The following is an 8288-nucleotide window of genomic DNA, read 5'->3' as shown; positions in this document are numbered from 1 at the left end:
GCTTTTCTAGAGATGCAGCGCGTATTGCAACCTTGCCAATGGTCATTTCGCGCGGAGTGAGAAATCTTGCCATCCGCTTTTCTAGAGATGCAGCGCGTATTGCAACATTGCCAACGCCGTTAACGGCGCCGTTTCTGCCCGTAAGATGCGTGGCCCCAACGAAACCGCCACAAACCCATGATCGATGGCCGCCCGTCTTTCACGCGGATCAATACCGCCTTCCGGGCCCGAGATGATGGCAATCCGACGGAGCGAGGTTGGCGATGTTACAATATCACGCAAATGATGTTCAGCTTGTTCATCGAGCATCAACGCCAAATCGGCACTACTACCGGCAACCACTGCCGTAGAAAACGGTTGCGGAGCGCTCACTTCGGGTAAGCGGCCCCGCCCAGCCTGTTCGGCCGCCTCGGTAGCGATCCGCTGCCAGCGCACCAGTCGATGTTTGTCAATCCGATCACCCGGTAACGAGCGAGCAAAAACAACCGGTATAATGCGACGTATCCCCAATTCTACCGCCTTTTGCAACGCCCATTCAAACCGTTCGGGCCGGATTAGCGCCAAATAGAGATCGATTGCAACTGCCAACTCGCCACCGGCGTGACAACGAGCAAGGACATACCCCCGTGCCTGTCGCCGGTCGATGGCGGTCAATTGCACAACTGCCGCCATCCCCAGTCCATCAAGCAGCAACACTCGATCCCCGGCAGTCAGGCGCAGTACACGAGTCCATTGATGCAGCAGCGACGGATCATCAATCAAGATTTCGTCACTACGCAACCATACCGGATCAACAAAGAAGCGGTGGGTATTGGGAATGGTCGTTGGATTGTCCACTGTCGTCACCATTGCACAATGGGAGCGACACCGGTATCATTATCGACCGTGGCAAGGAGTGTGGGCAGATCGGGGATATACGAGCGCAGGAGTATGCCCTGCGCGGCCTCGACCCTGTACTCGCCTAGGGTAGCCGGTAATAGAACGGCTGCACCGCGTTGTAGTGTTAGTGTTTTGCTTCCCCATTCCAGTTGCATCGTGCCGTCAATTACCGTCAAGATCTCGAGCGAGCCGGGATCGGTAGTAGCACTGAGACAACCTCGCACATGCCATCGTTCAAGCGCAAACGATGAGCAAGCCACGAGCAATTCACGCTGTTCATCAAGCGGTAGTGGTTGGAGGAAGGAAGCCGAAGCCGGCTCGAGTCGGCTAACCGCCAATGCCTGCTCAATGTGTAACTCACGAAGCTGACCGGTACGTGCATCCCGTCGGTTGTAGTCGTACAAGCGATAGGTTAGATCAGATTTCTGCTGGATTTCAAATAGCATAATTCCAGCATTAATCGCGTGAATAGTACCTGCCGGTACAAAAACGAGATCACCGGCGTGCACCGGTTGCTGAGCCAACAGATCTTCTATCGTCCCATCGGCAATTGCCGCCGCCAACGCAGTTCGTTCAACCGGTGCTCGAACACCGAGCGTAACCGTTGCTCCCGGCTCAGTCGCCAGAATGTACCACGCTTCAGTCTTACCGTGAAAGCCGGTATGCGCTTCAAAGGTATGCGCATACTCATCATCAGGATGCACTTGCACCGAAAGCCGGTCGGCAGCATCGATAAATTTCGCCAGCAGTGGCAGATCGGCGCCGTAGCGGGCAAATGAGCGGGTACCTACCACCGCCTCGCCGTAAGCTTGTACTACCTCAGCTATCGTCTTCCCAGCAAAGGGACCATTCGTCACCCGATTACTGTCGAAGACCAGCCAAATCTCACCAAGCCGTTCAGGATGCGGCGGTGGTAATGCCAGCCACGGGGCCAGCCGTTGACCACCCCAGAGTGGTTCAACAAATCGCGGTTCGGATAGGATGGGGTACAGTCGGTTCATAACGGTTTATCGGTTTGGGTCTATGTTCAAATGGCTATCGTCTCCATCATTACCGTCGGTGGACCAAGGCTACCCATTCACCTTCACAATGACGTTCGACTAGGGTCAGACCAGCTGCGGTGAAAGCGGCGATAACCTCGTGCTCCTTTATGTCAATGATACCACTACTAATGAGATAGCCCCCAGGTTTCAGCGCGGCAGCCAGATCGGGGGCAAGCGTTACCAACACTTTCGCAATCAGATTCGCCGCAATCAGATCGAACGTGGCCTGTGGTGTTTGTACCCGCAACGCCGGATCCGGTTCTGCCGGTCCAAAATCACCTGACAGCCAATGCCCCATCGCCTGCCCGACACCAAGACTACCCTCGGCTACTTGCACCACCGCGTTCACCTGATTGCGTTCAACATTCTCTTGCGCTACCCGTACTGCAATTGGATCATTATCGAGGGCCAGCACGTGCCCTGCACCCAACTTCGCAGCAGCAATTGCGAGAATGCCCGAACCGGTACCGAGGTCCAGTATGTGCTGGTCAGGTTGCACCATTCGTTCGAGTAACTGCAAGCAGAGTTTGGTCGTTGGATGCAAACCAGTTCCAAAGGCCATCCCCGGATCGAGCCAGAGCACAATATCGTCGGGCTGCGGTTGGTATTCCAACCACGACGGGATGATCACCGTGCGCTCACCGATCCGGAGCACCGAATAAAATTGTTTCCAAGCGTTCGCCCAATCCTCTTCGACCAGTGTACGAGTTTGAAGTGGTCCCAGCGGTCGGATCTGGCTCACATGCCAGAGAGCATGTTCAATGCGCTGGCGTGTCTCTTCGACCTGATCGTCGAACGGCAAATAGGTACGGAGCCAGACCGGACGGGTAGGGTCGTATTGAAACTCTGGCCCTTCATCACCGGCGATCCAGCCCTGTTCAACGACGACACCACCATTGTACCCGTAGTGGGCTAAGATCTCAGCAACCGTCTCTACCGCCTCCGGTTCGACTTCAATCGAAATCTCTAGCCACGTGCTTGGCGTTTGCATACCACTTCATCCTTGCCACTTCCAGCGCGTTCCGTGTGGACCATCTTCGAGAGTGACACCAAGATCGGCCAGCCGATTACGCACCAAATCGGCCAGGGCATACTGCTTGGCCTTCCGTAACTCACCCCGCACCTCGATCAGCAACTCGATAAACGGTGCCACTTCAGCGGTCGGTGTGCGTTGGCGCGGTTGCAGCCGCAACCCCAACACCCCAGCCAATTCACGTAGCGTCTGCTGACCAATGGCAAGCTCCTCGGCGGCAAGGCCGGCATCGCGGGCCGCATTAATCGCCCGTACCAGATCGAACAATGCAGCGAGCGCTGCCGGGCTGTTAAAGTCGTTATCCATTGCCGTAATAAACCGTTCGCGGGCAATGGTAGCTGCTTCACGCAACGCTGCTCCTGCCGGCCCTTCACGCACCGAACCGATAGCCGGCGCCAACGCCGATAAAAGTCGTTCCAGCTTGCGCTGATTATCGGCGGCAATCTCGTCATTGTAGGTCAGCGGGCTACGGTATGAACTACTCAAGACGATCAACCGAAACACGTCGGGATCGTATCGACTGAGAAAGTCGGCAATCGTCACCACATTCCCCAGCGACTTCGACATTTTTTCAACTTGCCGGGTCTGTGGATTCACCAACTGCAACATCCCGTTATGCACCCAATAGCGGGCAAAAGGCTGACCGGTCAAACTTTCGCTTTGGGCAATCTCATTTTCGTGATGAGGGAAGATGAGATCGGTGCCGCCGCCGTGAATATCAATCTGCGGTCCGAGATGCTCCATCGCCATCGCCGAGCACTCGATATGCCAACCCGGACGTCCCGGACCCCATGGACTATCCCACGCCGGTTCACCCGGCCGGGCAGCTTTCCACAAGGCGAAATCAGCAGGTGACTCTTTACGTGGATCAACCTCAAAGCGCGTTCCGCTGAGCATCTCATCGAGCGAGCGACCGGAGAGTTTGCCGTAGTCTTCGTCGCGCTTCACCCGAAAATAGACATCGCCATCAACCACATACGCATAACCACGCTCGATCAAGCCTTGCACAAACGCGATAATGCTCGGCATCGTCGTCGAGACACGCGGATAGGCTGTAGCCGGCAAGACATTCATTGCCTGCAACTGAGCCAAAAATTCGGCAGCATATTGCCCGGAGAGTGCGAGCGGATCTTGTTCCATTGCTTGCGCGCGGGCGATCACTTTATCATCGATGTCGGTAAAATTGACGATATGGCGCACCTGATAACCACGAAATTCAAGATAGCGCCGGATCATGTCAAACACAATCGCCGACATCGCATGCCCGATGTGAGCTTCGTCATAGGGTGTCACCCCACAGACGTACATACGGACAACACCAGGCTCAATGGTCTCTAACGGTTCAAGCCGACGGGTCAAAGTATTGTAGAGGTGAATCGTCATACCAACTCGCTATCATCACATTGCAGCCTATATACCCGCACCCTGATTATACTCTTCTTCCACCGATGCCGACTCATCCAGCAACGTCTGCCAGAGCTGTTCGGGCAGCTCATTGTGTTTGAAGTGGAAGTCTTTACGATGCACGTGAGAAACGGCTTCGAGTTCGATCAGACGTGCCTCAAGTTCGAGCACCTTATCGTGCAGACTGCGCAACATCTCACCTTCGGGATCGGGCAACTGCTCGACCCGCCGCGAAACGCCGGTAATCGGATCGCGGCGGGCAACGATACGAGCCGGTACACCGACGGCGGTAGAGTGGGGAGGCACGTCTTTCACAACCACCGCGCCGCCACCGATTCGAGCGCCACGCCCGATAGTAATTGCACCGAGAACGATAGCACCAACACCGATGACTACTTCATCTTCGACCGTCGGATGGCGCTTGCCGGTCTGTTTTCCGGTACCACCGAGTGTTACCCCTTGATAGAGCATCACCCAATCGCCGATTTCCGCCGTCTCACCGATAACCACACCCATCCCATGATCGATAAAAAAGCCTCGGCCAATACGAGCACCGGGATGGATTTCGATCCCGGTAAGAAAGCGACTGATCTGTGAGATCAGACGTGGGATAAATGGAACCTTCCGTCGATACAGGGCATGGGCAAAACGATGAAGGATAATCGCGTGCAAACCGGGGTAGAGCAAGACCTCAGCCAGATTACGGGCCGCAGGGTCATTGCGAAAAATGGCGCGAATATCGTCGCGCAACACACAGAGCGCATGTGAAATACGCATCGGATTGCTCCGGCGAATAATAATACATGTTACATATCACAAAAGGGCGGAGGAGGAGAACGCCGGAGGCGCGCAACGATGCGCGAACCCGGCAGAGCCAGGCGCTGGGGCGCCACCGAGTGGGGCGGCGCCCCTAGCGACAGGAGCACCCGGGGAAGGGAAGGAGCAGGGAGGCCAATCGATTAGTCTTCGCTAGAATCGGTCTTGTCACTCGCGTCACCCTTGCTCTTATCACTACCCGTTACCGAGCCACCGCTGGTACCACGGCTATCAGTTATATACCATCCTGACCCCTTAAAGACGATACCGGCGGGCTGAATCACCCGACGTACTCGACCTTCCTGACCACACAGACAGACGGTCAGTGGCTCGTCTTTGAAGCTCTGGAACTTTTCAAACTGCTTGCCACAAGCGTCACAGGCATACACATAGGTTGGCATAGCGCGCTTCCTACCTCCATGGGATGCTTTTAGTTGATGTATCACGCTGTGTATTGTACCCCAGAGCGCCATAATCCGCAATAAGAAGAGTGTTAGAACGCATTGTGCGCCACGTCTGCCTGGTTCGATGAGGCAAATGCTCGTCGCTCCTCCACAATCTGGTATCATTTGACAAAACAGCCATTTGCCTATGGAGATCGTTATGACCTTCGATCCAACGACTATTCGCCCTCTCTTTCCGGCATTAGCCCAAGAGGTTGCCGGCAGACCGGCCATCTTCTTCGATGGCCCCGGCGGCACGCAGGTGCCGCAGATGGTCATTGATGCGATGAGCCACTATCTCGCCCACGATAATGCCAATTCGCATGGTGCCTTCGCGACGAGCCGACGTACCGACGCAACGATTGCTGCCGCCCATGCCGCAATGGCCGATCTGCTCGGCTGTGAACCTGATGAGATTTTTTTCGGCCAAAATATGACTTCCCTGACGTTTGCCCTCAGTCGTGCTATCGGGCGCGAATTGCAAGCCGGCGACGAGATTATTGTGACTCGCCTTGACCACGATGCGAACGTTGCACCATGGCATGCCCTGAGCGAGCGTGGCGTCGTCATTCGCGAAGTCGATATCGATCCCATAGACTGTACGCTCGATATGGACGATATGGCAGCGAAGATCGGGCCGCGTACCAAACTGGTGGCAGTTGGGTATGCCTCGAACGCAGTTGGCACGATCAATGATGTACGACAGGTCGTGGATTGGGCACATCAGGTGGGTGCATTGGTATTTGTCGATGCGGTGCATTATGCACCGCATGGCTGCATTGATGTCAAAGCTCTCGATTGCGATTTCCTGGCGTGTAGTGTCTACAAGTTTTTCGGCCCACACGTTGGGGCAATGTACGGTAAACGTGAGCATCTGCAACGGTTAAAGCCTTACAAAGTTCGTCCGGCCGACGATACGGTACCCGGACGCTGGATGACCGGGACGCAGAACCACGAAGGGTTAGCCGGTGTGACGGCTGCCGTGGAGTATCTGGCGAGCTTAGGGCAACCCGCTCCTGATCGTCGTACAGCACTGGTAACAGCAATGGAGCGGATCGTCGCCTACGAACGTTCACTTGCCGTCCAGTTGATTGATGGTTTGCTGAAGATCCCCGGCCTGACCTTCTATGGCATTCGCGAGCCTGAGCGATTCACATGGCGCACACCAACGGTATCATTCCGACTCGCGCATCTGGCACCACGTGCAGTAGCCGGGCAATTAGCCGAGCACGGTATCTTTGTCTGGGATGGGAATTACTATGCGCTCAGCCTTAGTGAACGGCTCGGTGTCGAACCACTTGGCGGCATGGTGCGAGTCGGTTTGGTCCACTACAATACAGCCGACGAGGTTGATTTCTTCCTCACCACATTGCGCAAGCTAGCAACCCGTTAACCGCAAACAATGCGGTCATTGCCTATGCTCGCCTTGTCGGCATATCCACGTCGACAAGGCGAGAAGTTTGTTGCGACCATTGAGCACCGGTACCAGCCGAATACACGTACTGACACCGACCGCACAGTAGTAATGTCCGGTCGTACCACCGCCACCGATTCGCCGTCCTACCGCAGCACCACGCCGCCCCCAGCCCACCGGCCTGTAGCTGTGCCACACCGCCCCCAGCCCACCGGCCTGTAGCTGTGCCACGCCGCCCCCAGCCCACCGGCCTGTAGTGGCGCCACACCGCCCCCAGCCCACCGGCCTGTAGTGGCGCCACGCCGTCCCACCGGCCCACCGGCCTGTAATGGCACCGAACCCTTCCGCACCACTCAGAAAACACTTACCGAGGCACCGCGTCAGTGAGCATCCGGCATCGCCATCGATAGGGTATGGAGTCAACTGAATCTCTATCGTAGCTCATCGTTTTGTTCCACCGACATCACCTGCTCGATACCATTGATGGGCTACGTCCCCCATGAGAACACCTCGCTCCCAATCACCATGACGAAGAGGAGGTTGAGCAAGATACCAAAGACTAAACTCAAAGCGGTCAGTAAGAGTAAATAGACGGTACGCCGACGGATAAGCCGCCGAAACTCGCCTTGCAACAAGGTTTCGAGGGTTTGTTGTTGGGCAGCCAACACCATCTCAACGGGTGTTCCTTCCGCTTCGGCTTGAGCAAGTGCGGCAGTGGCGTCGATCAATTCACGACAACGGGAGCGACGGGACACTTCGGCAAGTGCAGCAAAGGGACGCATACGCTGCTCTTCACTGAGGGCTAATGCTGCAACCACGACCTCGCGCATGGGCGCTTGACGTGGTACAGCCTGCATACAGTAGCGGCGCAACAGTATACTCGGTGCTTCAAAGCTGCCCAATGCGACCCGAATGAAGCCGATCAAACCCGGGGTGAGGCGGCGTAGCTCGCGCTCCATTCGTTCGCGGGTACGGCGTGGTTGACGCGGCCAAACCAGACCTAGTCCAAGATAGGCAGCTAACGCCAATCCGAGCCAGAGCGGGCCTCCGCTCAGCGCTGCTCCGGCGCAAAGCAGGGCGAGCGCTATGCCACCAGCTTGACCGACTATGAAGCGTTGGCGTTCAGCTAGCGACACGACAAAGAGTGGATGGCGACGCAGCACAATTCCAAGCACGGCCAATAGGGTGCCCCATAAGGCGGCTAGTAGCGCCGGAGCAACCGGCGTCGTAAGCAAATGTGACATACGTAGGAACCT

General features: G+C 56.2%; 9 protein-coding genes. 1 reads left to right on the top strand and 8 read right to left on the bottom strand.

What is annotated here, in order from left to right; translation table 11 throughout:
• Positions 1-81: 81 nt before the first annotated feature.
• The 6 genes from AC01ZF_RS02705 to AC01ZF_RS02680 all read right to left on the bottom strand — a co-directional run bounded on the left by AC01ZF_RS02705 (position 82) and on the right by AC01ZF_RS02680 (position 5576).
• On the bottom strand, positions 82-837 hold the full coding sequence (locus tag AC01ZF_RS02705; RefSeq protein ID WP_424677130.1) for a 16S rRNA (uracil(1498)-N(3))-methyltransferase: 756 nt from the start codon (positions 835-837) through the stop codon (positions 82-84).
• A gap of 5 nt (positions 838-842) precedes the next feature.
• On the bottom strand, positions 843-1880 hold the full coding sequence (locus AC01ZF_RS02700; RefSeq protein ID WP_424677129.1) for a type I phosphomannose isomerase catalytic subunit: 1038 nt from the start codon (positions 1878-1880) through the stop codon (positions 843-845).
• A 49-nt stretch (positions 1881-1929) separates the two neighbouring features.
• Positions 1930-2913 carry a 50S ribosomal protein L11 methyltransferase gene (locus AC01ZF_RS02695; protein ID WP_424677128.1) on the bottom strand — a complete coding sequence of 328 codons (984 nt, stop codon included), beginning with the start codon at positions 2911-2913 and terminating at the stop codon, positions 1930-1932.
• A 6-nt stretch (positions 2914-2919) separates the two neighbouring features.
• Positions 2920-4338, bottom strand: coding sequence for a cysteine--tRNA ligase (gene cysS / locus AC01ZF_RS02690; RefSeq protein WP_424677127.1), 1419 nt, complete (start codon positions 4336-4338; stop codon positions 2920-2922).
• Positions 4339-4365: 27 nt separating this feature from the next.
• The gene (gene epsC, locus AC01ZF_RS02685) at positions 4366-5136 is read right to left on the bottom strand and encodes a serine O-acetyltransferase EpsC (protein WP_424677126.1); all 771 of its coding nucleotides are present in this window, start codon (positions 5134-5136) and stop codon (positions 4366-4368) included.
• A gap of 182 nt (positions 5137-5318) precedes the next feature.
• Positions 5319-5576, bottom strand: coding sequence for an FmdB family zinc ribbon protein (locus AC01ZF_RS02680; protein ID WP_424677125.1), 258 nt, complete (start codon positions 5574-5576; stop codon positions 5319-5321).
• 202 nt (positions 5577-5778) lie between these two features.
• On the opposite strand from AC01ZF_RS02680, the gene AC01ZF_RS02675 reads away from it, so the two are divergent.
• Positions 5779-7011, top strand: a complete 1233-nt coding sequence (locus AC01ZF_RS02675; protein ID WP_424677124.1) for a cysteine desulfurase-like protein — start codon at positions 5779-5781, stop codon at positions 7009-7011.
• A gap of 15 nt (positions 7012-7026) precedes the next feature.
• Here the strand turns inward: AC01ZF_RS02675 and AC01ZF_RS02670 are convergent, their stop codons facing one another.
• Complete coding sequence (locus tag AC01ZF_RS02670) at positions 7027-7455, bottom strand: hypothetical protein (protein WP_476575096.1); 429 nt, start codon at positions 7453-7455, stop codon at positions 7027-7029.
• A 65-nt stretch (positions 7456-7520) separates the two neighbouring features.
• Positions 7521-8276, bottom strand: coding sequence for a hypothetical protein (locus AC01ZF_RS02665; protein WP_476575095.1), 756 nt, complete (start codon positions 8274-8276; stop codon positions 7521-7523).
• Positions 8277-8288: the final 12 nt, after the last annotated feature.

The organism is Chloroflexus sp. (genome assembly GCF_056331925.1).
This window is presented reverse-complemented; position numbering and strand designations above follow the sequence as displayed.

What these genes read in the sequence shown, in the direction of transcription:
- AC01ZF_RS02700 (WP_424677129.1), bottom strand. Translation starts at nt 1,880, where the DNA reads ATGAACCGACTGTACCCCATCCTATCCGAACCGCGATTTGTTGAACCA.
- AC01ZF_RS02695 (WP_424677128.1), bottom strand. Translation starts at nt 2,913, where the DNA reads ATGCAAACGCCAAGCACGTGGCTAGAGATTTCGATTGAAGTCGAACCG.
- cysS (WP_424677127.1), bottom strand. Translation starts at nt 4,338, where the DNA reads ATGACGATTCACCTCTACAATACTTTGACCCGTCGGCTTGAACCGTTA.
- epsC (WP_424677126.1), bottom strand. Translation starts at nt 5,136, where the DNA reads ATGCGTATTTCACATGCGCTCTGTGTGTTGCGCGACGATATTCGCGCC.
- AC01ZF_RS02680 (WP_424677125.1), bottom strand. Translation starts at nt 5,576, where the DNA reads ATGCCAACCTATGTGTATGCCTGTGACGCTTGTGGCAAGCAGTTTGAA.
- AC01ZF_RS02675 (WP_424677124.1), top strand. Translation starts at nt 5,779, where the DNA reads ATGACCTTCGATCCAACGACTATTCGCCCTCTCTTTCCGGCATTAGCC.
- AC01ZF_RS02665 (WP_476575095.1), bottom strand. Translation starts at nt 8,276, where the DNA reads ATGTCACATTTGCTTACGACGCCGGTTGCTCCGGCGCTACTAGCCGCC.